Annotated in this window: 21 protein-coding genes; 11 read left to right on the forward strand and 10 right to left on the reverse strand. The window is 71.7% G+C overall.

What is annotated here, in order from left to right; all coding sequences use genetic code 11:
• Window positions 1–10 precede the first annotated feature (10 nt).
• Window positions 11–823, forward strand: a complete 813-nt coding sequence (locus ACIBST_RS29690) for a neutral zinc metallopeptidase (protein WP_397176393.1) — start codon at window positions 11–13, stop codon at window positions 821–823.
• A 36-nt stretch (window positions 824–859) separates the two neighbouring features.
• A complete protein-coding gene (locus tag ACIBST_RS29695) occupies window positions 860–1,609 on the forward strand; it encodes a neutral zinc metallopeptidase (protein WP_397176395.1) in 750 nt (249 codons plus the stop codon).
• Here ACIBST_RS29695 and ACIBST_RS29700 read toward each other — a convergent pair.
• From ACIBST_RS29700 to ACIBST_RS29715, 4 genes are read right to left on the reverse strand one after another with little or no spacing between them, the layout of a single operon-like run.
• Window positions 1,606–2,811 (reverse strand): ROK family protein, encoded by a 1,206-nt coding sequence (locus tag ACIBST_RS29700; protein WP_397176396.1) that lies wholly within the window; start codon window positions 2,809–2,811, stop codon window positions 1,606–1,608. The two genes, ACIBST_RS29695 and ACIBST_RS29700, sit on opposite strands and share 4 nt — an antisense overlap.
• 35 nt (window positions 2,812–2,846) lie before the next feature.
• On the reverse strand, window positions 2,847–4,109 hold the full coding sequence (locus ACIBST_RS29705; protein ID WP_397176397.1) for a sugar ABC transporter permease: 1,263 nt from the start codon (window positions 4,107–4,109) through the stop codon (window positions 2,847–2,849).
• Window positions 4,106–4,870 (reverse strand): ATP-binding cassette domain-containing protein, encoded by a 765-nt coding sequence (locus ACIBST_RS29710; protein WP_352365555.1) that lies wholly within the window; start codon window positions 4,868–4,870, stop codon window positions 4,106–4,108. The genes ACIBST_RS29705 and ACIBST_RS29710 overlap by 4 nt, the downstream gene beginning before the upstream one ends.
• A gap of 60 nt (window positions 4,871–4,930) precedes the next feature.
• On the reverse strand, window positions 4,931–6,049 hold the full coding sequence (locus ACIBST_RS29715; RefSeq protein ID WP_397176399.1) for a sugar ABC transporter substrate-binding protein: 1,119 nt from the start codon (window positions 6,047–6,049) through the stop codon (window positions 4,931–4,933).
• Window positions 6,050–6,280: 231 nt separating this feature from the next.
• On the opposite strand from ACIBST_RS29715, the gene ACIBST_RS29720 reads away from it, so the two are divergent.
• Complete coding sequence (locus tag ACIBST_RS29720; protein ID WP_397176401.1) at window positions 6,281–6,595, forward strand: hypothetical protein; 315 nt, start codon at window positions 6,281–6,283, stop codon at window positions 6,593–6,595.
• Window positions 6,596–6,636: 41 nt separating this feature from the next.
• Here the strand turns inward: ACIBST_RS29720 and ACIBST_RS29725 are convergent, their stop codons facing one another.
• Window positions 6,637–7,677: a hypothetical protein gene (locus ACIBST_RS29725; RefSeq protein WP_397176403.1), complete on the reverse strand. Its 1,041-nt coding sequence runs from the start codon at window positions 7,675–7,677 to the stop codon at window positions 6,637–6,639.
• A gap of 53 nt (window positions 7,678–7,730) precedes the next feature.
• Here ACIBST_RS29725 and ACIBST_RS29730 point away from each other — a divergent pair, with 53 nt between their 5' ends.
• Entirely contained in the window at window positions 7,731–8,270 is a 540-nt protein-coding gene (locus ACIBST_RS29730) for a DinB family protein (protein ID WP_397176404.1), read from the forward strand.
• A 69-nt stretch (window positions 8,271–8,339) separates the two neighbouring features.
• On the opposite strand, the gene ACIBST_RS29735 is transcribed toward ACIBST_RS29730, so the two are convergent.
• The gene (locus tag ACIBST_RS29735) at window positions 8,340–9,029 is read right to left on the reverse strand and encodes a sulfite exporter TauE/SafE family protein (protein WP_397176406.1); all 690 of its coding nucleotides are present in this window, start codon (window positions 9,027–9,029) and stop codon (window positions 8,340–8,342) included.
• Between the two features lie 272 nt (window positions 9,030–9,301).
• Here ACIBST_RS29735 and ACIBST_RS29740 point away from each other — a divergent pair, with 272 nt between their 5' ends.
• Window positions 9,302–10,012: a neutral zinc metallopeptidase gene (locus tag ACIBST_RS29740; protein WP_397176408.1), complete on the forward strand. Its 711-nt coding sequence runs from the start codon at window positions 9,302–9,304 to the stop codon at window positions 10,010–10,012.
• Here the strand turns inward: ACIBST_RS29740 and ACIBST_RS29745 are convergent.
• Window positions 9,949–10,629 carry a TetR/AcrR family transcriptional regulator C-terminal domain-containing protein gene (locus ACIBST_RS29745; protein WP_397176409.1) on the reverse strand — a complete coding sequence of 227 codons (681 nt, stop codon included), beginning with the start codon at window positions 10,627–10,629 and terminating at the stop codon, window positions 9,949–9,951. The two genes, ACIBST_RS29740 and ACIBST_RS29745, sit on opposite strands and share 64 nt — an antisense overlap.
• 70 nt (window positions 10,630–10,699) lie before the next feature.
• Here ACIBST_RS29745 and ACIBST_RS29750 point away from each other — a divergent pair, with 70 nt between their 5' ends.
• Both ACIBST_RS29750 and ACIBST_RS29755 read left to right on the forward strand, forming a co-directional pair.
• A complete protein-coding gene (locus tag ACIBST_RS29750) occupies window positions 10,700–11,614 on the forward strand; it encodes an ATP-binding cassette domain-containing protein (RefSeq protein ID WP_397176411.1) in 915 nt (304 codons plus the stop codon).
• Between the two features lie 14 nt (window positions 11,615–11,628).
• A complete protein-coding gene (locus ACIBST_RS29755) occupies window positions 11,629–12,423 on the forward strand; it encodes an ABC transporter permease (protein WP_397176413.1) in 795 nt (264 codons plus the stop codon).
• Between the two features lie 153 nt (window positions 12,424–12,576).
• Here ACIBST_RS29755 and acnA read toward each other — a convergent pair whose 3' ends face one another.
• Both acnA and ACIBST_RS29765 read right to left on the reverse strand, forming a co-directional pair.
• Window positions 12,577–15,306 (reverse strand): aconitate hydratase AcnA, encoded by a 2,730-nt coding sequence (gene acnA, locus ACIBST_RS29760; RefSeq protein WP_397176415.1) that lies wholly within the window; start codon window positions 15,304–15,306, stop codon window positions 12,577–12,579.
• 145 nt (window positions 15,307–15,451) lie between these two features.
• Window positions 15,452–16,180, reverse strand: coding sequence for a metal-dependent hydrolase (locus tag ACIBST_RS29765; RefSeq protein ID WP_397176417.1), 729 nt, complete (start codon window positions 16,178–16,180; stop codon window positions 15,452–15,454).
• Window positions 16,181–16,491: 311 nt separating this feature from the next.
• On the opposite strand from ACIBST_RS29765, the gene ACIBST_RS29770 reads away from it, so the two are divergent.
• The 4 genes from ACIBST_RS29770 (at window position 16,492) to ACIBST_RS29785 (ending at window position 19,588) form a co-directional block, all read left to right on the forward strand.
• Window positions 16,492–17,226 carry a PadR family transcriptional regulator gene (locus ACIBST_RS29770; protein ID WP_397176419.1) on the forward strand — a complete coding sequence of 245 codons (735 nt, stop codon included), beginning with the start codon at window positions 16,492–16,494 and terminating at the stop codon, window positions 17,224–17,226.
• A 55-nt stretch (window positions 17,227–17,281) separates the two neighbouring features.
• Window positions 17,282–17,779: a DUF1707 domain-containing protein gene (locus ACIBST_RS29775; protein WP_397176421.1), complete on the forward strand. Its 498-nt coding sequence runs from the start codon at window positions 17,282–17,284 to the stop codon at window positions 17,777–17,779.
• A gap of 93 nt (window positions 17,780–17,872) precedes the next feature.
• Complete coding sequence (locus ACIBST_RS29780; protein WP_397176423.1) at window positions 17,873–18,553, forward strand: DUF6879 family protein; 681 nt, start codon at window positions 17,873–17,875, stop codon at window positions 18,551–18,553.
• A 165-nt stretch (window positions 18,554–18,718) separates the two neighbouring features.
• Window positions 18,719–19,588 (forward strand): CAP domain-containing protein, encoded by an 870-nt coding sequence (locus ACIBST_RS29785; RefSeq protein ID WP_397176425.1) that lies wholly within the window; start codon window positions 18,719–18,721, stop codon window positions 19,586–19,588.
• A gap of 71 nt (window positions 19,589–19,659) precedes the next feature.
• Here the strand turns inward: ACIBST_RS29785 and ACIBST_RS29790 are convergent, their stop codons facing one another.
• Window positions 19,660–21,897 (reverse strand): hypothetical protein, encoded by a 2,238-nt coding sequence (locus ACIBST_RS29790; protein WP_397176427.1) that lies wholly within the window; start codon window positions 21,895–21,897, stop codon window positions 19,660–19,662.
• Window positions 21,898–21,909: the final 12 nt, after the last annotated feature.

Raw genomic sequence — 21,909 nt, forward strand, 5'->3', positions numbered from 1 at the left:
GTGCCTTCCCATGCGTACCCCCCGATTGGCGATCATTGCCGGAGCCCTGGCGAGCGTTTTCGTCGCCGGTACGGCCCACGCGGCCGTGGCCGCCCCGGCGAGCAAGCCGGTCCTGACGAAGAACCCGATCTACAAGACCGGCCGGCTCGCGCTCAGGACGTGCGAGGAGCCGCCGGTCCGGTCCGGGACCGAGGACGAGGCGCGGGTCTACTTCGAGGCGGTGCTCGAATGCCTCGACAAGGCTTGGGGCCCCAAGCTCAAGCAGGCCGGCTTCGCCTTCAGCAAGCCGAAGTTCCAGGTGATCACCAAGCTGGGCGCCCCCACGGGCTGCGGCGGCTTCCCGGGGGGCGCGCAGGCGTTGTACTGCCCGGTCAACAAGACGATGACCCTGCTGCTCAGCCCGAACGTGGTGGAGGAGCCCTCGGACCCGGTGCTGATGCTGGTCGTGGCCCACGAGTACGGGCACCACGTCCAGAAGCTCACCGGCATGCTCCGGCACAACAAGCGCGGCGAGTACGTCCTGGACAACCCGCGGAACCTGGAGCCGGTGCGCCGCACCGAACTGCAGGCCGAGTGCTACGCCGGGGCGTTCATGGGCAGCGTCTGGGACTCGCTGGGCCGTAGCCAGAAGGAGTTCGACTCCCTGCTCAAGGGCACGCACGACCCGGCCGACCTGAGCGCGCTCGGCGTGAAGACGCGCTCCTCGGCCGACCTGAGCCACGGCTCGGACCACAACGTCGCGTGGTGGCTCAAGCGCGGCTTCACCGGCAAGTCGGCGGGCTCCTGCAACACCTGGGCGGCTCCCAAGGCCAAGGTCAGCTAAGCCAAACTCGTACAAACTCCTCTAAGATCCGCGATCGTGCGCATTCCCCTCATGGCGCTTGCCATGTGCATGATCGCGGTTCTGCTGTCGCCGGCTCCGTCGGCCGCGGCGGGCCGCCCCGCGCATGGGGGATTGTCGGCCGCGCCGGTCGTCGCACGGGAACGCCTGGCCTGCGCCGTCCCCGCCATCAGGACGGGCAGCGCCGCCTCGCTCACGTCCTTCCACCGGGCCATGGCCAGGTGCGCCGACCGGTTCTGGGCCGGCCGGTTCGCGGCCGCGGGCCTGGCCTACAGCCCGCCCGAGGTGACCGTCACCACCGGCGGCGACTCGGTCTGCGGCCGGATCACCGCCAACGGCGCGCAGTACTGCCCGGTGCAGCGCACGATCGTCATCCGCATCATGAAGCATGACCTGGACGACCCGTTCAGGATGAACATCGCGCACTCCGTCGCGCACGAGTGGGGACACCACGTCCAGCAGCTCACCGGCGTGCTGGACGCGCAGAACGCCCTCTACCAGCCCGCCTCCACGGGGGCCCGCACCCTGCTCAGCCACCGGCTGGAGATGCAGGCCGAGTGCTTCGCCGGCGTCTTCTACAGCGCCGCGCTCACCTCGATCAAACCCGACGTCACCTGGCGCGAATGGCTGGACGCCGTCCGCCGGGCGGACTACAGCAAGATCCACGGACGCCCGCGCAACCTGGCCTACTGGCAGAACCGCGGCTACCGGGACGGCTCCGCCGCCGCCTGCGACACCTGGACGGCCCCCAAGGCCCGGGTGCGCTAGGAGCTGACCCTGGCCAGCACCTCCAGCGGGTCGGCCAGCACGTGGGCGAAGGCCAGCTCGGCCGCCCCGACCAGCGTCACGTGGTCGCCGAGCGCCGACGTGCGCAGCCGTACGTGCTCGCGCTGGGGGGCCATGGCGTGCAGCGCCAGCCGGGTGCGGACCTGCGCCGCCGAGCCGAGGTAGACCTCCCGCAACATGCCCCCGAAGATCACCATCTCCGGGTTGAAGATGTTGACCAGGTTCGCCACGCCGAGCCCGAGCCAGTCGCCGACCCGGCTCAGCGCCTCCTGCGCGACGATGTCGCCCCGGTCGGCCGCGTCGACCACGGCGCGGACCGCGTCGCGGCCGTGCTGGCCGGGCCCGAAGCGGCCGGCCAGCTCCAGCAGCGCCCGCTCCCCCACCTCGGCCTCCAGGCAGCCGTGCGAGCCGCAGGAGCATTCGCGCCCGCCGGGGTTGACGACCATGTGGCCGACCTCGCCGCCGTAGCCGTCGAAGCCGCCGAGCAGGTGGCCGCCGGTGATGATGCCGCCGCCGATGCCCACGTCGCCGTGCAGGCAGATGAGGTCGCGCACGCCCACGCCGAGGCCGCGGCTGTGCTCGGCCAGGGCCGCCAGGTTGGCGTCGTTGCCCACGCTGACCGGCAGCCCGAGGCCCAGCCTGCGGCCCAGCTCCTCGCCGAACGGCACGTCGTGGGCCATCAGGTTGGGCCCGAACGTCACCACGCCGTCGCCCTTGCGCACCCCGCCGGACACGGCGGCGGCGGCGCCGACGCACACGGTGTCGTCGCGCGTCTTGCGCCGCATCTGCCTGGCGAACCCCGACAGCACCCCGGCCAGCTCGTCGAGGGCGAACCTGCCCCGGTCGCGGGTGGTCTCCCTGCGGTCGAGGATGACGCCGCCCAGCCCCACCCGCGCCGCCACGAGCCGGTCGGGGCCCACGTCGAACGCGAACACGTAGACCCGCGCCGACTCCGGGCGCACCACCAGCGAGGGCCGGCCGGCCCGGCCGGTCTCGCGCGGCAGCTCCTCCCGCACCAGCCCGGCGGCGGTGAGGTCGGACGTCAGCGCCATGATGGTGCTGCGGTTGAGCCCCATCTTCGCGGTCAGCTCGGCGCGCGAGATCGGCCCGCCCAGATGGACATGGCGAAGCAGCGCGCCGAGATTGTGGCGCCTGATGTCCTCCTGGGACGGTCCGGCACGCATCGTCTGGGGTTCCTTCAGGGGCTGCGGGTCGCTGATCACCTTAGACCAGCAGCAGCCGCCCGCTTGCGCGCCAGGGCGTCGACGCCTGCGGCGAGCAGCAGCACGCACCCGGTGACCAGGTACTTCACGCTCGCACCGTAGCCCATCAGGCCCATGCCGTTCTCGATCACGGCCACCACGGCGCCGCCGAGCACCGCGTCGAGCACACGCCCCTTGCCGCCGAACAGGCTGGTGCCGCCGATGACGGCCGCGCCGACCGCGTACAGCAGCACCGAGCTGCCGCCGGTGTTGGGGTCGACCGAGCTGGCCCTGGAGGCGGCCACGATCCCGCCGACCGCCGCCATCGAGGAGCAGATCACGAACGCCGCGATCTTGATGCGGTCGACCGGGATGCCGGCCCGGCGCGCGGCCTCGGTGTTGCCGCCGACCGCGTACAGGTGCCGGCCGAACGCGGTGCGCCGCAGCACCAGCGTCCACACGACCAGCAGCACGACGATCACCGGCACCACGATCGGCACGCCGGTGAGCGAGACCAGCGCGGGGTTGCGGCTGCGCTCCAGGTTGAGCACGTAGACCGCGAGCCCGCCGAGCAGCGCCAGGGCGCCCACCCGGGCCGCGATCAGCGACAGCGGGTCGGCGACCAGGCCGCGCGCGGACCGGTTCCTGGCCCGCAGGAGCTGCACGGCCGCGAAACCGGCCACGCACACCGCGTACAGGATCCAGCCGAGCAGCGGCGGCAGGTTCTTGTTGGCGACGGCGACGATCACGCTGTCCCGGACGGAGATGTTCGTGCCCTCGTTGACCAGCACCAGGACCAGGCCCTGGAAGGCCAGGAAGGCGGCCAGCGTGACCACGAACGACGGTATGCCGACCTTGGCCACCAGCGTGCCCAGCACGACGCCGATGAGCACGCCGGTGGCGATGGCGGCCAGCACGCAGACGTACCAGGGCAGGCCGAAGGTGGCCAGCGTGACGGCCAGCACCGCCGCGCAGACGCCGCTGGCGAAGCCAGCCGACAGGTCGATCTCGCCCAGCAGCAGGACGAAGACCAGGCCCATGGCGATGAGCGTGACGTTCGCGCCCTGGGTGAACAGGTTGGCGAAGTTGATCGAGGTGACGAACGCGGGCCGGGCCAGGGCGAAGACCGTGCAGAGCACGATCAGGCCGAGCACGGCGGGCAGCGCGCCCATGTCGCCGCCCCGCACGCGCTCCCAGTACGCCCGCACGCTGTGCGCGATCGACGGGGACTGCGCGGCGACGACGATGGCCTCGCCCGGGAGTTCCTTGACCTTGCTCATGGGGTGACCCCGTTCTTGAGGCCGAGTTCGCCGCTGCGACCCGAGGTGATCAGTTCGACGACCTGGGCGTGCGTCACGTCGGCGGTCTTGACCTGGGCGGCCATCCTGCCGAGGTAGAGCGCCGCGATCCGGTCGGAGACGGCGAACACGTCGTTCATGTTGTGCGAGATGAGGACGACCGCCAGGCCCGTGTCGGCCAGCCTGCGCACGAGTTCGAGCACCTGCGCCGTCTGGGCCACGCCGAGGGCCGCCGTGGGCTCGTCGAGGATGACGACCTTGCTGTTCCACAGCACGGCCTTGGCGATCGCGACGGTCTGCCGCTGACCGCCGGACAGGCTGGAGACCTGCTGCCTGATGGACTTCACCGTGCGCACGGACAGGCTGCTGAGCGTCTTCTCGGCCAGCTCCTCCATGCTGTCCTCGTCGAGCAGGAAGCCGTTCTTGCGCTCCCTGCCGAGGAACATGTTCTGGACGATGTCGAGGTTGTCGCAGAGCGCCAGGTCCTGGTAGACGATCTCGATGCCGAGCTCGCCCGCGTCCCGGGGGGTGTGGACGGCGACCTGGCGGCCGTCGAAGAGGATCTGGCCCGAATCGATGGGGTAGATGCCGCCGATGCACTTGACCAGCGTCGACTTGCCGGCGCCGTTGTCGCCGACGAGCGCCGTGACCTCGCCGGGGTAGGCGGAGAACTCGACCTCGTGCAGCACCTTCACCGGACCGAAACTCTTGTCGATCCCGCGCACTTCGAGGAGGGGGGTCATGGGGCTCCCTAAAGAGGGGCGCGGCCTCGCGCCGGTGGCACCCGGCCGCGCCCGTCCATGCTATTGAATTCCGGCCTCAGTGCACTTCTTGGCGAAGTCGGCGGTGCAGAGCTCCTCCTTGGTGACGTAACCGTCGGCCACGACGTCCTTGACGTTGTCGAAGGTGATGGCCTGCGGCTCCAGCAGCTCGGAGGGCACGTCCTGGCTGGTCTCGGGGTCCTTGACGCTGGCGCTCGCCGCGGGCTTCTCGCCCTTGGCCAGCGCGACGGCGAGCTTGGCCCCGGCGTCGGCCTCCTTCTTGACCGCCTTGTAGACCGTCATGCACTGGTCGCCCGCCAGGATGTTCTGCAGGCCCTGGACGGTGGCGTCCTGGCCGGTGACCGGCACCTTGCCGTTGAGGTTCTGCTTCTTCAGCACGGTGATGGCGGCGTTGCCGAGGCCGTCGTTGGCGGCCAGCACGCCGGCGATCTTCGGCTGCTGGGTGAGCATCTGCTCGAAGATCGTCCCGGCCTGGGTGTTGTCCCAGTCGGGCACGGCCTGGTCGGGGCCCTTGACGTACTCGCCGGCGTCGAACTTGGGCTTGAGCACGCCGTCGTAGCCGTTCTTGAACAGGGTCGCGTTGTTGTCGGTCGGCGAGCCGTTCAGGTAGGCGACGATGGGCTTGTCGACCTTCTTGTCGGCCAGGCACTTGCTCAGGCCCTCGCCCTGGAGCGTGCCGACCTTGGTGTTGTCGAAGCTGACGTAGTAGGCGGCGCCGCCGCCCAGGGTCAGGCGGTCGTAGTCGATGGTGGCCACGCCCTGCGACTTGGCCTTCTCGATCACGGCCTTGCCGCTGCCGCTGTCCAGGTTGACGATCATCAGGACGGTGGCCCCGTTGGTGATCATCTGGTCGGCGATGGTCTGGAACGCCGTCTTGTCGTTCTGGGCGTTCTGGATGTCGTACTGGACGCCGGCGGCCTTGAACGCCTCTTCCAGGTACTTGCGGTCCGCCGTCTCCCAGCGCGCCGACGACTTGCTGTCCGGGAGGATGACGCCGATCTTGCCGGCCTTCGCGGGCTGCGTCGCCGAGGCGGAGGAGGTGGAGGTGGTGCCGGTCTGACCGCTGTCGCCCCCGCAGGCGGTGAGACCGAGGGCGAGCGTCGCCGCCGCGGCGGTCAGGCTGAGGATCCCCTTGCGCATGATGCAGGGTCCTTTCTTCCGGAGGGGCCCGGATGAATGTTGTTTGCGGCAACGTATTCCGCCACAGCCTGCTTTGGAAGACCCTTCCGTCCGGCAGTTTGTTGTTTCCGGTAACAATCCAGAAACGTAGGTCCGGAGGGTTGGTAACTGACAGTAACTCTTTGGTTACTGCACGTGACCATCGAGGCTCGTGAGGATGGAGGGGCCCTCGAAAGGAAAGGAACCCCGCCCATGCGCCACCGTGCCCGCCTCGCCGCCCTGACCGTGGTCCTCGCCTCCGCGACCGCCGCGCTCCTCGCGCCCCTGCCCGCCCAGGCCGCGACCGGTCAGGTCGTCGTCTTCCAGGTCGAGCCGCTGCCCCTGGAGATCTACAACGACCCCGTCGGCTGCACGAAGCTGCCCGCCGCCGCGCACGTGCTCAACAACCAGACCGATCAGGTCGTCCGCATCTACGGCGACCCGTTCTGCTTCTCGTCGTCCGTCACGGTCTCGCCCGGCTACGGCAGCCACGTCCCCGCCGGGTCGGGGAGCTTCTCCGTCGCGTAGTCGTGCGCCGTACCGCGAACGCCCCCGCTGGGGCCGTTCGCTCAGCGGCGCGGGGTGTACGGCGCCTGCGTCCCGAGGTCGACGTCCGCGTCCGGCCACCGGCGCCGCAGGGCCGCGGCCACCTGGCGGCACCATCCGGCCAGCCGCGGCAGCGCCCCTTCGGCGGTACGGGCGGCCGCCTCCAGGATCGCGACGAGCTGGGCCTGGCTGTCGTCCCCCGCCGGGCGGCCGTCCAGCACGGGCAGCCGGGTGAGCCTGGCCAGCGCGTACGACACGCACGCCGCCGCCAGCCCCCTCTCGTAACGGACGTCGTCCTCGGCCTGCGGGACCCCGGCCGCCAGCGCCCGCCGGTAGGCCTCTCCCTCGGCCGGGCCGCCCAGCGTCAGCCAGCCAGGGCCCGGCACGTGCAGCGGGACCGCGTCGTGCAGCGCGTGCGTGAACCCGGCGAACTCGAAGTCGATCAGCCGCGCGTCGGCGGGCCCCTGCTCGCGCACCAGGACGTTGTTGGCCTCGGCGTCACCGTTGCTGAGCACCAGGAACGGCCCCGGCTCGGCCAGTTCCGCCAGCGCCGCGCCGAACTCCCGCTCCACCCCGCCCGGGACCGGCACCCCCAGCAGCGACGGCATCCCCGTCTCGCGCTGCCGGGCGACCCGTCCGAGCCGGTCGGCGGCCGGATCGACCGGCCCGAGCGCGGCCCGCCGCCGGTAGTACGCCTCCGCGTGGCCCGCGGTGATCGCGCCGAGCTCGCCCCGGGCGCGGGCGGCGGCCGTCAGCCGGTCCGCGTGCGCCCCGGCGCCGTGGCGGCGCAGCAGTCCGTCGAGCGCGGTCCGCGGCGCGAGGTCCTCCAGCACCAGCCGCCCCTCCGCCAGGTCGACGGCCAGCAGGCGCGGCGCCAGGGCCGCCCCCAGGTCCTCCGACAGGAACCGCAGGGCGGCCGCCTCCGTGCGCAACCGCCACGGCTCGTCGCGGGCGCGGGAGGCGTGCGGCCCGGTCCACTTGATGATCACGGTCTCGTCGCGGTCGGTACGGGCGCGGGCGACCCGCCACGGCTCCAGCCTGGTCCACTCCACCACGTTGATCACGACGCGAGCGTACGGAACGGCCGGGAATCGCCTTGTCGCTAGACTGCCCGATCATGACCGTATTCGACGAGCAAGGACGCCCGGAACCGCCCTTCATGGGCGACGAGACCGAGACCCTCCTGGGCTTCCTCGACTTCCTGCGGGCCACCCTGGAGTGGAAGTGCTCGGGCCTCGACGCGGCGGGCCTCGACGCCACCGTCGCCGCGTCCTCGATGACGCTGGGCGGCATGCTCAAGCACCTGGCCTACGTCGAGGACCACTGGTTCTCCCGCATGCTGCACGGGCGCGACCCGCACGCCCCCTGGGACGCCGTCGACTGGACGGCCGACCCCGACTGGGACTGGCACTCCGCCGCCCACGACTCCCCCGACGAGCTGCGCGCGCTCTGGCGGGACGCGGTGGCCCGCTCGCGCGCCCTGACCGCCGAGGCGCTGGCCGCCGGCGGGCTCGACCAGCCCGCCCGGCGTACCTGGCCGGACGGCCTCCGCCCCCACCTGCGCTGGATCCTCGTCCACATGATCGAGGAGTACGCCCGGCACAGCGGCCACGCCGACCTCATCCGCGAGTCCCTCGACGGGCAGACCGGCGAGTAGCCCGGCGACTGGCCCGGTGACTGGCCCGGTGACTGGCCCGGTGACTGGCCCGGCGACTGGCTCGGCGGGTCAGGTGAGCAGGCTCTGGGCGATCAGGGCCACCGCCGACGCGGTGGCCACGCCCAGGACGGCCATCCGCACCTTGCCGCCGTCCAGGTAGCGCCGCAGCGGCCGCGACGCCAGGAAGCCCAGGGTCATGGGCACGATCAGGGCCGCGCCCGTGGCCAGCGCGCGGGCCGGAAGGTGGCCGACGAACGCCAGGATGGCGATCGACTGCCCGGCGCTCAGGAAGAAGAACATCGCCAGGGTGGCCCGGATCTGCGGCCCCTTGGCACTCTGGTACACCAGCGCCAGGGGCGGACCGCCGATGCCCGTGGCGGTGCCGGTGATCCCCGACACGAAGCCCGCCCCGGTGATCGTCGCGCCGTTGCGGACGACGCTGACCGTACGCGCGGTGAGCCCGACCGCCAGCAGCACCATGACGCCGACCAGCACGCCGAGCGTCTGGACGGAGACGTACACGACGATGAGGGCGCCGACGGCGCTGCCGGGCACCCGGCCCAGGAGCGCGAACCCCAGCCCCCGCCAGTCCACCCGCCGCCACTCGGCGGCCAGCGTGAACAGCGGCAGGGTCATGTTGACCACCTGGATCGCGCCGGGCATCAGGCTGTGGTCCAGCATCGTCAGCACGGGCGCGGCCACCAGCCCCAGCCCGAACCCCACACTCCCCTGCACGACCGCGCCCAGAAAAACCGCCACACTCGCGACAAGTAACACCAATCCCACGTCACTCACCCCGAAAGTCAACCACCCTCACCCACAGTCACCCCCGCTGGACAACCCCCGACCGCCCCCGCCGAACGGGGGCGCCCCGCAGGCCGGATACCCCGGGGCCAGGTGCCGCCGGGGCGGGGTGCCGGGGCGAGGTGGCGGGGCGAGGTGGCGGGGCGAGGTGGCGGGGCGAGGTGGCGGGGCGAGGTGGCGGGGCGAGGTGGCGGGGCGGGGTGGCGGGAAGCTCTATGCTGCTCAGCGTGCGCTTCTCCGTTTCGCGTGCCCTTGTCGCTCTTGTCGCCCTGTCGGTGGCGGCGGTCGTTCTTCAGGCCGGGCCTGTGGAGGCCGTCGCGGGGCCGCGGCTCGGGCGGTCGGCGTGCCCCGAGACGCCGATCAGCTCAGGCGGGATCCCCAGGAGCCGCGAATACCTCACAGCGGTCGTGAAATGCCTGGACAAGTCGTGGTCCGCGCATTTCAGGCGTACCGGCCGGACGTTCCGCAAGCCCGTCGTCCGCTACTACGACGAGCCGGTGCGGGAGGTGTGCGGGTTCGCCTGGCCCGAGCACGCGGCGGCCTTCTACTGCATCGGCCGCGACACCCTCGTCTTCCCGCTGACCGGGGCCTGGATCGAGGGCCGCACCGACCTCTACCCGTTCAAGGTCGCCGCCCACGAGTACGGCCACCACGTGCAGAGCCTCCTCGGCGTGCGCAAGGGCGCGCAGAGCCGGCGCTACGAGCTCCAGGCCGACTGCCTGGCCGGCGCGTTCATGGGCAGCGTGTGGCCGTCGCTGAGCCGTACCCGGCAGGACTGGACGGCGCTGCTCGACGCCACCAGGGCCGCCGGCGACGAGGGCGAGGAGCACAGCCACGGCACGGGCGCCAACCGCGTGCGCTGGCTGGAGCGCGGCTACCGGGCGGTCTCGCCGGCGGCCTGCGACACCTGGTCGGCCCCCGCCTCCCAGGTCTCCTGACGGTCGAGGCGGCCCTGCATGCCGTCGAGGATGAGCCGTAGGCCGTCCTCGAACGAGCGCTCCCCCTGCGGGTCGCCCACCTCCGCCAGCCCGGCCGTCAACCGGGGGTGGGCCCGCTGGAAGGCGGCCAGGTCGGGCATGGCGCCGCCGGCGTCCGGCCGCGTCCGGTCGGCCTGCTCCTCCAGCACGAACCCGGCGACGTACACGCTCATCGCGAACAGCCCGCGGACGGCGTCGCCCACAGCGAACCCGGCCGACTCCAGGGCCGCCACCGACCGCTCCACCACCTCGAACAGCACCGGTGACGGCCGGGTGCCGGCCACCAGCCGCGCGCCGTCGCGGTAGGAGTTGAGCATCGCCCGGTCGCGGTGGGCGTGGTCCCTCATCCACTCGCGCCAGGCGGCGGGCTCGGTGAGCGCGGGGCGGGTCATGTGGGCGGCGGTCATCGCCTCGGCCATCGCGTCGAGGAGCTCCTGCTTGTTCTTGAAGTGCCAGTAGAGCGCGGGCGCCTGGACGCCCAGTTCGCCCGCGAGCCGCCGCAGCGTGAGCCCGTCGAGCCCGGTCTCCTGCAGCAGCCGCAGCGCCGCGGCCACGATGGTGCCCTTCTCAAGTGCCACGGTTGACAGCTTAACAACGTTCAATGCATCCTTAACGCTGTTAGATTTAACGCCGTTAAGGAGCCTCGCGATGATCTACGCGGAGGGTTTACGGAAGCGGTACGCGGCCACGGAGGCGCTCAGGGGCATCGACCTCGACGTCCCGGCCGGCACGGTGTGCGGGCTGCTCGGCCCCAACGGAGCAGGCAAGACGACGACCGTGCGCATCCTGGCCACCCTGCTCCGCCCGGACGGCGGCCGGGCCGAGGTCGCCGGGCTCGACGTGGTGCGCGAGGCGGCCCGGCTGCGCTTCCGCATCGGCCTGGCCGGCCAGCACGCCGCCGTGGACGAGCTGCTGACCGGCCGGCGCAATCTGGAGCTGTTCGGCCGCCTCTACCACCTGTCCAGGGCGCGGGCCAGGAGCAGGGCCGAGGAGCTGCTGGAGCGGTTCGGGCTGGCCGCGGCCGGGCGGCGGCTGGTCAGGACGTACTCGGGCGGCATGCGGCGGCGGCTCGACCTGGCCGCCAGCCTGATCGTCGCGCCGCCCGTCCTGTTCATGGACGAGCCGACCACGGGGCTCGACCCGCGCAGTCGCCGCGAGCTCTGGGACGCGCTGCGCGACCTGGTCCGCGAGGGCACCACCCTGCTGCTGACCACCCAGTACCTCGACGAGGCCGACCACCTGGCGGACCAGGTCGTGGTGCTGCGCGAGGGCCGGGTCGCGGCGGCGGGCTCCCCCGCCGCGCTCAAGAGGCAGGTCGGCGGCGACCGCGTGCGGATCGTCTTCCGCGACCCCGGCGACGCGGCGACGGCCCTCGGGACGCTCGGGCTCGCGTCCGAGCCTGCCGTCGAGCCGGGCGGGACGCGGATGACCCTGCCGGCGCCCGACGGGGCCCAGTCGCTGGTCCGCGTCGCGCGTGCCCTCGACGCGGCCGGGATCGCCGTCGAGGATCTCGCGCTCCGCCGTCCGACGCTCGACGAGGTCTTCCTCCACCTGACCGCATGACAGGAGCCACGAGCATGAACCTGCGCTGGACCGTCACCGACTCCCTGACCATCGCGGGCCGCACGTACTCGCGGTGGAAGGCCCAACCGGGGGAGATCGCCGGATTCCTGGTGTTCCCCATCATCATGACCGTGCTGTTCGGGTACGTCTTCGGCAGCGCGATCACCCTGCCCGGCGGCGGCGACTACCGCAGCTTCCTGATGCCGGGCATCTTCATGCAGGTCATGGCCATGACGGCGACCGCGGCCGCCACGGCGGTGGGCGAGGACATGGAACGCGGGATCATCGACAGGTTCCGCGCGCAGCCCATCGCCCGCAGCGCCGTGCTCATCGGGCGCAGCGTGGCCGACCTGTCGATGCACCTGATGTCGCTGGCCGCCATGGTCGCGGCGGCCGTGCTGCTGGCCGGATGGCGGGCGCACGGCTCCCCGGGCGAGACGGCGGCGGCGTTCGGGCTGCTGGCGCTGTTCGGCCTGGCGATGATCTGGGTGGGCACCTACATCGGCCTGTACGTGCGCAGCGGCACGCAGGCCGACGCGGCCACGTTCGGCTGGCTGTTCCCGATGACCTTCCTGGCCAACACGTTCGTGCCCACCGAGGGCCTGCCCGCCTGGCTGCGGCCGGTGGCCGACTGGAACCCGATGAGCGCGACCGTGGCCGCCGCCCGCCGCCTGTTCGGCAACCCCACCTCGGCGGGGTCCGTCTGGCCGCTGCAGCATCCGGTCGCGGCGAGCCTGCTGTGGTCGGTGGCGCTCATCGCCGTCTTCGCCCCGCTGGCGACCCACCGCTACCGCACGTCCAGCCGGTGAGACACGGGCGGACAGCGGAGAGCCGCCCGGCGGAGGGTGTTCCGCCGGGCGGCTCTCACGGGTCGGGTGAAACCCCCGATGCGGGCGCGTGAGGATCCGCGCCCCGTCCCCGGCCCGCGTCCGGCTCTTGACCAGGCGCGGGCGCGGGAAGTCCTACTTGGCCAGCAGCGAGCGCAGGACGTACTGCATGATGCCGCCGTGCCGGTAGTAGTCGGCCTCGCCGGGCGTGTCGATGCGGACGACCGCGTCGAACTCGACGTCGCCGGCCTTGACGTGCACGGTGGACGGGATGCCGCCGCCGTTGAGCGCCTCGACGCCGGTGATGTCGAACGTCTCCTCGCCGGTCAGCCCGAGCGAGGCCGCCGTGGCGCCCTCGGGGAACTGCAGCGGGAGCACGCCCATGCCGATCAGGTTGGAGCGGTGGATGCGCTCGTAGGACTCGGCGATCACGGCGCGCACGCCGAGCAGCGCGGTGCCCTTGGCCGCCCAGTCGCGCGAGGAGCCCGAGCCGTACTCCTTGCCCGCCAGCACCACCAGCGGCGTGCCGGCCTCGGCGTAGTTGACCGAGGCGTCGTAGATGAACGACACCGGGCCGTCGGGCTGGGTGAAGTCGCGGGTGTAGCCGCCCTCGGTGCCCGGCGCGATCTGGTTGCGCAGGCGGATGTTGGCGAACGTGCCGCGGATCATCACCTCGTGGTTGCCGCGCCGCGAGCCGTAGGAGTTGAAGTCGCGCACCTCGACGCCGTTGGCCTGGAGGTACTGGGCCGCGGGGGTGCCGACCTTGATCGAGCCGGCCGGGGAGATGTGGTCGGTGGTGACCGAGTCGCCGACCTTGACCAGCACCCGGGCGCCCGAGATGTCGGTCACCGGCTCCGGCTTCTCCGGCATGCCCTCGAAGTAGGGGGCCTTGCGCACGTACGTGGAGGACGGGTCCCACTCGAAGGTGTCGCCGGTCGGGATCGGCAGCGAACGCCAGTGGTCGTCGCCCTTGAACACGTCGGCGTAGTCGCGCTCGAACATGTCGCGGCCGATCGAGGAGTGGACCACCGAGGCGATCTCCTCCGGCGCGGGCCAGAGGTCGCGCAGGAACACCGGCTGCCCGTCGGAGCCGATGCCGAGCGGCTCGTTGTCGAGGTCGATGTCCATCGTGCCGGCCAGCGCGTACGCCACCACGAGCGGCGGCGAGGCCAGGTAGTTCATCTTGACGTCGGGGTTGATGCGGCCCTCGAAGTTCCGGTTGCCGGACAGGACCGCGGTGACCGCGAGGTCGTTGGCCTGGATGGCGTCGGAGATCTCGGTGGGCAGCGGGCCCGAGTTGCCGATGCAGGTGGTGCAGCCGTAACCGACCAGGTTGAAGCCGATCTTGTCGAGGTACGGCTGCAGCCCGGAGCGCTCGAAGTAGCCGGTGACGACCTGCGAGCCCGGGGCCAGCGAGGTCTTGACCCACGGCTTGCGGGTCAGGCCCTTCTCGACGGCGTTGCGGGCCAGCAGCGCGGCGCCGAGCATGACGTACGGGTTGGAGGTGTTGGTGCACGAGGTGATCGCGGCGATCGACACGATGCCGTGGTCGATCTCGAACGACGTGCCGTCGGCCAGCGTGACCGGGACCGGCTTGTGCGGCCGGCCGCCGTCGGCGCGGGCGTTGGAGGCGGGCGCGTCGGAGGCGGGGAAGGACTCCTCGCCTTCCTCGTCGACGCCGTCGGCCACGTAGTTCTGGACGTCGCGACGCCAGGCGTCCTTGGCCGCCGACAGCTCGATGCGGTCCTGGGGGCGCTTGGGGCCGGCGATCGACGGGACGACCGTGCCGAGGTCGAGCTCGATGTACTCGGAGAAGACCGGCTCGGGGCCCTGCGGGTCGAGCCAGAGGCCCTGGGCCTTGGCGTACGCCTCGACCAGCGCGATCTGCTCCTCGGAGCGGCCGGTCAGGCGCAGGTAGTCGACGGTCTGGCCGTCGATCGGGAAGATCGCGCAGGTGGAGCCGAACTCGGGGCTCATGTTGCCGATCGTGGCCCGGTCGGCCAGCGGCACGGAGGAGACGCCCTCGCCGTAGAACTCGACGAACTTGCCGACCACGCCGTGCTTGCGCAGGATCTCGGTGATCGTCAGGACGAGGTCGGTGGCGGTGGCGCCGGCGGGCAGCTTGCCGCTGAGCTTGAAGCCGACCACGCGCGGGATCAGCATGGAGATCGGCTGGCCGAGCATGGCGGCCTCGGCCTCGATGCCGCCGACGCCCCAGCCCAGCACGCCGATGCCGTTCTCCATCGTGGTGTGGGAGTCGGTGCCGACGCAGGTGTCGGGGTAGGCCTTGCCGTCGCGGATCATGACCACGCGGGCCAGGTGCTCGATGTTGACCTGGTGGACGATGCCGGTGCCGGGCGGCACGACCTTGAACTCGTCGAAGGCCGTCTGGCCCCAGCGCAGGAACTGGTAGCGCTCGCGGTTGCGCTCGTACTCGCGCTCGACGTTGCGCTGGAAGGCGTCGGGGTGGCCGAAGTAGTCGACGATGACGGAGTGGTCGATGACCATCTCGGCGGGCGCGAGCGGGTTGATCCTGGCGGCGTCGCCGCCCAGGTCGCGCACGGCCTCGCGCATGGTGGCCAGGTCGACCACGCAGGGGACGCCGGTGAAGTCCTGCATGATGACGCGGGCCGGGGTGAACTGGATCTCCACGCTGGGCGTCGCGGCCGGGTCCCAGCCGCCGAGCGCCCGGATGTGGTCGGCGGTGATGTTGGCGCCGTCCTCGGTGCGGAGGAGGTTCTCCAGCAGGATCTTCAGGCTGTACGGGAGGCGTGCGGCGCCCTCGACGGCGTCAAGCCGGAAAATCTCGTACGACGCGTCGCCGACGCGTAGCGTGTCACGGCTGCCGAAGCTGTTCGCGGACACGGTGATTCGCCTCCTCCATCAGACAATTGCTCACTTGAATCCTGCCGCACCCACGGAACGACACGTACGTTAGGTGAACCTAACTTGCGGGGCTCGCGGCGGATGTCTCGACGTCAAGATATTACTACGGTATCTCGACATCAAGTTAAAGCGGGGCGAGCCGCCAGAAGAGCAGGCCGATGATGGCGACGGAGAGGATCGGCGCGAGGATCTTCTGCTCGAACTTCTTGCCGGTCTTGATGCCGATCTTCCAGGGCAGCACGAACTTGGCGCCCAGCGGCCAGAGCACCGGGCAGCCCCGTTCGGTCATGCAGTCGCCGACGACGTGGATCAGGCAGCCGACCCCCACGGCCAGCCCGAGCCAGGCGTAGCCGACGTTCAGGGAGAGGAACACGGCGTAGAGCCCGGCCGTCATGCCGATGTTGATCATGATGGACCCGGCCTTGTTGCCCGGGATGCCGATGCCGATCGCCCGCAGGGCCAGCCCGATCATCAGCACGACCGTGATGTCACGAGCGATCGGATAGGCGTTGACCAGCCAGTGGACGCCGAACCCGAGCGCCGCCGCGAAGGCCAGCGAGTGGGTCATGCCGCGGTGGCCGCCGCTGATCCAGGACACGAACTTGCTGAGCAGCCAGGTGACCGGCCCGAAGGTCTGGGCGATGGTCGCGCTGGGATGGTCGAGGTCGGGCAGCATGGCCGCCCCCGCGCAGACCAGGGCGCCGGCGATCAGCTCGGCCGGGCCGAGCGCGCCGGCCATGATGCCGGTCTCGATGAACCGGGAGCTCTCGTTCAGCAGCGGCAGTGCGGCGAGCGGCGGCGCCAGCGCCAGCCACGCGATCGCCCCGGTCATCGCGTGCGTGTGCCCCATCATGATCGGGACTGTATTGCAAAGAGCCGCTTTACGCGGAGATCCCGGCCGCCAGGTTCTCCTGACGCTGGAACGGTCCGCCGGAAAACACCCGCAAACGCAGACGAGGTCGTCTCCGCGGCGACAGCACCCCCCAGCCCTGCCGACGCGGAACGACCTCGTCTGCTCTGTTCAACGGCGGACATCCCAAGACTGTTCCCCAATTCCGCAACTTTTTCGTGATCTGGCTCACTCTGCGCCCTGCCTTGCCAACGAAACAGTAGCGATATATCTTTGACGCATCGAGAACAGATCGCGATATAGGGAGAAAGAGCATGAGTTACGCACACGCAGCGGGCGACCAGTGGTTCGGCCCCCGGGAGAACCTGCGCGCGGCCCGCGAGAAGCTGAGGGCCATCGCCGACGCCTTCGAGCAGATGGGCGGCCATCACCACCATCACCGGGGCGGCGGCGGGCCGGGCGAGCGCAGGCAACGCGGCCGGCGCGGCGGGCCGGGCGGACCGTTCCCGTTCGACTTCGGCCGCGGCGGCCCCTTCGGCCCGGGCGGGCCCTGGGGCGGGCACCACGGCTGGGGCGGCGGCCGGGGCCGTAAGGCCAAGCGGGGCGACGTCCGCGCCGCGATCCTGGCCCTGCTGGCCGAGGAGCCGCGCAACGGCTACCAGATCATCCAGGAGATCGCCGAGCGCAGCGAGGGCGGCTGGAAGCCCAGCCCCGGCGCCGTCTACCCGGCGTTGCAGCAGCTCACCGACGAGGGCCTGGTGATCGCGGAGGAGAACGAGGGCCGCAAGACCTTCCGCCTCACCGACGAGGGCCGCGCCTACATCGACGCGCACGCCGACGAGGTCCGCGCCCCCTGGGACGAGATGCGTCCGGACATCGACGACAACACCGCCGATCTCTGGCACATCGCCCGACAGTCGGCATTCGCCATGATGCAGGTTCTCCAGACCGGAAACGACGCACAAATCCGCGAAGCGCGTAAGACTCTGGTTGAGACCCGGCGCAAGCTCTACCAGATCCTGGCCGACGGCGAACCGGGCGAGGAGTAACCAGGTGACCGGCTCCGCAGCGACAGGCCGGTTCGGGGAGAGCGAGGAACCAGACATGGACCACAACGATCTCCGCATCGGCGACGCCGAGCGCGAGCAGACGATGGCGGCCCTGCGCGAGCACTTCGCCCAGGGCCGCCTGACCCACGAAGAGCTCGACGAACGCCTCGACCGGACGCTGGCCGCCAAGACGGTCCGCGACCTGTCCCAGGTGACGGCCGACCTGCCCGGCTCGTCCCCCTCCTACGCCCAGCACCCGCAGCTGTCCCAGCAGATGCCCCAGTTCGACCGGGACGCCTGGCGCCAGGCGATGAGGGCGCACCGCCACCAGATGCAGGCCATGCACCACGCACAGGCCGCGAACCGCCGGCACGACCATTCCCGCCGTCACTGGCGCGGCCACCGCGGCCCCGGCCCGCTGCTGCCCCTCCTGATCGTCTCCGGGGTGCTGGCGCTGGTCTTCGGGTTCGGCCTCTTCAAGATCCTGCTGGCGGTGTTCGTGGTGGCCACCGTGTTCAACCTGGTGCACCGCCGCTTTCACTACCGCGGGTGACCTTCGCATCCCTTCGTGACGTTGGGCCTTGACCAGAATCAACTGACATTTCATGATCTGGCGGGCGGATCTCACCGAACGAAGGGGCGTCGCATGACCGAGCCGGGTTCCGTGGCGGCCCTCACGAATCCGTTCGCCGCGGTGGGCGGCGCCGACGCGCTCGTCCTGGACGCGCCCGGCTACCTGGCGGCCTTCGAGCGCGACCACGCCGGCTGCGTCGTCCCCCTGTGGAAGCTGGAGCGCGCCCAGAGCTTCTACGAGCCGGACGTGGCGAGCTGGCGGGCCATGATGGACGGCGACTGGACCGCCTCCCTCTCCCTGGCCGAGCAGATGGCGCCGCTGGTGGCCGGCTACTTCCGCCACCGGATGCCGGTGCGCCGGGTGCGCGTGGTGGAGTTCCCCGTCAGCGCGTACCTGCAGTGGGAGATGCACCTGCTGGACATGCGGGCCAGGGCGGGCTCACCCTGCCGGGTGGTGCCCGCGGCGCGCGTGGCCGCCCTCGAACCGGTGCCCGAGCTGGTGATCTTCTCCCCCGTCCTGATGTACGAGGTCCTCTACGACGAGCACGGCGGCGGCCGGGGCGGCCGGCGCATCACCGATCCCGGCGTGATCGGCCCGTGCCTGCGGGCGGTCCAGGAGCTGTTCGCCGAGGGCGAGGACGTGCGCGACTTCCACCGGCGGGAGATCGTGCCGCTGCCGCCGCCGTCGGTCACCGACGAGATGCGCGCCGCGGTGCCACCGTACGCCCACCGGACGGAGGAGTTCCGGGTCTGAGCGCGGCCGGGTTGCGGCCCGCGACTGGAACGGGCCACGACGCATCTCCTGACACTTTGGTTTACCCGGACATCAGGGAAATTTCGCAAATTTCGTGACAGGGGGGTTGCGGCCCTACCAGAATGCGGTGCGATCCAGCGTCCATCGCAACTGGAGGAAGCCCCAATGCGCAGACCCCTAGGGGTACTCGCCGGCCTGGTGAGCCTGGCTGCACTCGGTACGCCGACGACCCCGGCCGACGCCTCGACGGCGGCCGCGGCCGGCAGCGAGGCCGCCGGCCGTTGCCGGGTCACCGTGGCCACGCCTCGCGTCAACGACACCGCCCAGATCGTCTCCTCCGCCGTCCGCCAGGGCTGCCGTACGGACGCGCTCCTGCGCGTCCGGCTCAAGCGCGCCGTCCCGGGGCCGGACCCCGTCGTCAAGAGCGGCTCCACCCGGTCCGGCAGCGTCGCGCTCACCCTCCCCTGCGCGCCCGGCGTCTACTACGCGGTCGCCACCGACCACCGGGGCCGCGGCGCATCCTCCAAGGCGGTCAGGCTGACCTGTGCCCCGGCCCCGACGCCCACGGCGACCCCCAAGCCCACCCCGACGACCACAGCCACCCCGGCCCCCAAGCCGACCGCGACCAGCCCCGCCGGCACGGTGGGCACCGCCGAGGAGAACGAGGTCCTGCGCCTGGTCAACGCCGAGCGCGCCAAGGGCGGCTGCCAGCCGCTCAAGCACGACGCCCAACTGCGCGCCGCGGCGTACGGCCACTCCGCCGACATGGCCGCCAAGGGCTACTTCGACCACACCTCGAAGGACGGCCGCAGCTTCATGGACCGCATCAGGGCGGCCGGCTTCACCGGCGGGACCGCCTTCGCCGAGAACATCGCCAAGGGCCAGGCCACCCCGGCCTCCGTGATGAACTCCTGGATGAACAGCTCGGGCCACCGGGCCAACATCATGAACTGCCGGTACACGGTGATCGGCGTGGGCGCGGCCAGGAACGGCCAGGGCCCCCTCCACTGGACGCAGGACTTCGCGGCCAGGTAGCCCTCGCGGGCCCCGCGCGCCGCGCGGGGCCCACCGGGTCAGACGCGGGTCAGACGCGGGTCAGACGCGGGTCAGACGCGGGTCAGCAGGACGTTCCCGTCCCCGGCCTTCCTGACCACGATGACCGCGTACAGCCCGGTCACCTTCGGGTCGCTGATGGTCAGGCGTTCCATCTTGTTCGGGCCGCCGCTCGCGGACTTGCGGGCGGCCGAGCGCGGCAGGCCCCACGCGGCGGGGTCGGGCGCCATCACGAAGAGGTCGAGGTCCTGCCCGTCGCGCGGCACGACCGTGATCGTGGCGGGCACGCCCTTCTCGATCCACGTCGTCCGCACCTCGGCCAGGCGGCCGGCGGCAAGGGGGAACTCCTGCGGCGTCCCGGCCTCCAGGTTGCCCGCGGCCGCCTCGGTCACCTCCATCGCGTACTCCTCGTAGTCGGCGTCGGAGCTGACCGAGTTGACGAACCAGTTGCGGGTGGCCGAGCTGGGCTGCACGGCGACGAAGTCCGCGCTGGTGGCGGTCCAGTCGGCGCTCCTGACGGCGTCGCCGCCGGCGTTGGGCGTGGTGGCCAGGTCGACGTCCGCGCCGTCCGGCCCGGTGACGGCGGCCACCACGTGCCATTTGCCGGGCGTGGTGACGAAGGCCGTCTGCAGCGGGACGTTGGCGGGCCGGCGGATCGGATGCCGGTCGGCCAGGTCCTCCACGTGCTGGGTGGAGACGGCGTTCTGGAACAGCGCCCCCTCCGCGAGGTCGTGGTGCTGAGGGTCGAGCAGGGTCATGAAGTGGTCGAGGTCCTGGGCGACCGCCTTCCTGAACGCGGCCACGACGGTCTCGGGCCCGACGCCGCCGAGGTCCCAGTACGTCTCGTCCCGCGTGCCCGAGTCGGCCAGGTCGAGCAGCACCCCGGCCACGCGGCCCTCGGTCCTGACCGCGTCCGTCCCGCTCGGCCAGCCGTCGCTGAACCAGCGCGGGCTCTCCAGGTCGATCGCGGAGGTCGACCACCGGTAGTGCGTGTCGTCGTAGGTCTGGACGGCGACCCAGTCGGCCCACCCCTCGATCCAGGCGCAGGTCGGGTTGATCATCGGCGCCCTCATGAAGTGCTGCCCGCAGTCGCCGCCGGTCGACGGTCTCCTGCCCGTGTAGTCCATGATGAAGTGCCCCAGCTCGTGGGGAAGCGTCATCTTCTCCAGCGGTATCGAGGCGTCCAGGTTGATCTGGAAGCGGCCCAGGCAGTCGGGGCCGGCACCCGGGCAGTAGTAGGACGTGGGCAGCACCTTGTCCGGCCGCCAGATGACGGTCACCGACTGGCAGTTCTGCTCGCCCGGCTTCCAGCAGTCGTCGGCCGGGTCGTTCAGCCAGCCGGTGTAGGCCTTCCACGTGTCGTAGACGGCCGCGTGCAGGCGGAAGGCCCCCTCCATCGGATCCCCGGCGGCGCTGCGGTAGTCCATGACGGTGGCCGACGTGCCGGGGGGAACGTCCGGCGTGGTCGGGCCGGCGTCGGTGTAGATGTCGGCGGCCTTCTCCGAGAAGCCCACGGACCAGTAATTGCTGACCGGGCTGACCTCGATGTTGACGTCCTGGCCGGTGCCGTCCTCCTCGGTGCCGGGGAAGCAGAGCTTGTAGGCGCCGGACGCGTCCGTCGCGGCCCAGCCGAGATTGAGCCGGCCGTTCGTGTCGGTGTCGAACGCGTCCACCTCGGCCATGGGGACGCCGCCGACGGTTCCGTCCGCCCTGATGTAGGTGACGCGCCCCTGCACGCACGTGTCGCCCGCCGCGGCGGCCCGCGCGGCCCTCTCCGTACGGCGCCCGCGGCCCTCGCGCGGCATGCCGAACACCGACGACCGCTCGCCCACGGTGACGTAGGCGAGCCCGCCGGAAGCGGGCCCCGGCCGCCCGTCGCGGGCCTGGACGCGGACGGAGGCGGGGCCGGGCCCGACCGCCGTGACGACGCCCTCGTACCGGACCGTCCGGCCCGCACGGGCCCGCCAGGTCCGGGTGGCCCGGTCCACCGGGCTGCGGCCGATCGTCGCGGCGGCGCGGTCGAGCCCGGCGGGCGGGGTCGCCCACTTCAGGGTGTCCGGGAGTTCGATGATCGTGGTGGCGTCGGGGATGTCGTCTTTCGGGGTCACCTCGATCGTGAGCTTCGCGCTCTGCCCCACGGCGGGGGCGCGGTCGAGCGAGACGTCCACGGTGAAGCAGTCCCCCGGGAGGCAGGCGGGCTGCTTCGGCGCGGCGGCGTGGGCCGGGGCCGTGGTGAGGCCCACGGCCGCCAGCACCCCCGCCAGGGTGGTCGCCATCAGTCGGCGTGACATCGGCATGTCTCC

Source organism: Nonomuraea sp. NPDC049684 (assembly GCF_044465345.1).
Classification (GTDB): domain Bacteria; phylum Actinomycetota; class Actinomycetes; order Streptosporangiales; family Streptosporangiaceae; genus Nonomuraea.